Source organism: Streptomyces sp. WAC04114 (genome assembly GCF_019733245.1).
GTDB classification, from domain to species: domain Bacteria; phylum Actinomycetota; class Actinomycetes; order Streptomycetales; family Streptomycetaceae; genus Streptomyces; species Streptomyces massasporeus_A.
On record NZ_JAIGQA010000363.1, the window covers coordinates 1 to 1549 of the forward strand.

1 protein-coding gene and 1 pseudogene are annotated in these 1549 nt (G+C 75.1%); one reads left to right on the forward strand and one right to left on the reverse strand.

Annotated elements, in window-relative coordinates:
• Positions 1-25: 25 nt before the first annotated feature.
• The gene (gene mtnA / locus K4G64_RS39185) at positions 26-1174 is read right to left on the reverse strand and encodes an S-methyl-5-thioribose-1-phosphate isomerase (RefSeq protein ID WP_221760605.1); all 1149 of its coding nucleotides are present in this window, start codon (positions 1172-1174) and stop codon (positions 26-28) included.
• Between the two features lie 140 nt (positions 1175-1314).
• Between mtnA and K4G64_RS39190 the strand changes: the two are divergent.
• Positions 1315-1549: pseudogene (locus tag K4G64_RS39190) on the forward strand (hypothetical protein); the annotation flags it as partial.

Below are 1549 nucleotides of genomic sequence, written 5' to 3' on the forward strand. Positions count from 1 at the left end.
CGCACGCCCCGCGCCGCGGCCCCGCTCAGCCCGCCGCAACCCCACGCGAACGCGCACACACCTCGGCCAGCGCCTCGGCCGTCACAGGCGAAACAACGCCCTCCTCCGTCACGATCGCCGTCACCAGCTCGGCCGGAGTCACGTCGAACGCCGGATTGTACGCCTGCGTCCCCAGCGGCGCCACCGGAATCCCGCCGCCCACCTCCATACCGACGACCGGCACCTGCGGCGCCGTCACCTCGGTCACCTCGTGCCCGGGCCGCTGCTCCACCTCGATGGACGCCCCGTCCGCCGTGTCCAGATCCACCGTCGTCACCGGCGCCACCACGATGAACGGCACATGGTGATACCGCGCCAGCACCGCCAGCGGGTAGCTCCCGACCTTGTTCGCCACCGAACCGTCCGCCGTGATGCGGTCCGCCCCGATCAGCACCGCGTCCACCTCCCCGGCGGCGAACAGCGACCCCGCCGCGTTGTCGGTGAGCAGCGTGTACGCCATCCCGCTGCGAGCGGCCTCGTACGCCGTCAGGCGGGCGCCCTGCAGCAACGGCCGCGTCTCGTCCACCCACAGCCTCCGCAGCCGCCCCGTCCGGTGCGCCGCGAGCGCCACAGCGAACGCCGTGCCCTCCCCGCCCGACACCAGCGAACCGGTGTTGCAGTGGGTGAGGACCCGGTGCCCGCCGCCGGGCAGCAACTCGTCCAGCAGCGCCAGCCCGTGCTCGGCCATCCGCCCACTGGCCTCGGCGTCCTCCCGGTGCAGCTGCCGCGCCGCGGCCAGCGCCGCCGCGGCCGCCTGCCGGTCGTCGCCGCCCTTGGCGAGCGCCGCTTCGTGCGCCGACTGCGCCCGGCGCACACCCACGCCCAGGTTCACCGCGGTCGGCCGGGCGCCCGCCAGCGCGGCCGCCGCCTCGCCCACGTCGAAGCCCCGCGCGGCGGCGAGGGCGACGCCGTACGCCCCCGCGATGCCGAGCAGCGGTGCCCCGCGCACGGCCAGCGAGCGGATCGCCTCCACGAGTGCGGGCGCGTCCGTACAGACCAGTTCGACCTCCTCGGCAGGCAGCCTCCTCTGGTCCAGCAGGACCAGAACGGGGCCTTCCGGTGGCTCTTCCCAACGGATCGCCGGGATCTCGGTCGGCCGCTTGTCATCGCCGCTGTGCGCGTACTGATCAGCCATGCCGTCAGTCTGCCCCCAATCGAGCGGACAATTGAAGGTACGCAGCCCATACCGCGGCCGGTCCCTCCAAGACCACCCCATGGCACGATGGCTGCCAACCTGCCGCCGCGCCCGCGGACGGGCACCGTGAAGGAGCGACGATGAACGACACTCCGGGCTGGGCCTCGCCCGGATCCGCCCCGTCCGACGGCCGGAAGCCGGACCAGTCCGGCCCTGCCGAGCCCACCGACCGCCCCGCACAGCCCGCGGACCAGCCGGACCGGCCTGGCCAGGCCCCGCAGGGCCCCGGCCCGCAGTGGTCCAAGGACCAGCCGCCACCGGCCCAGTGGTCGGCCCCCAGCGGCCCGTCCGTCCCCGGCCAGGCACCTCCTCCCC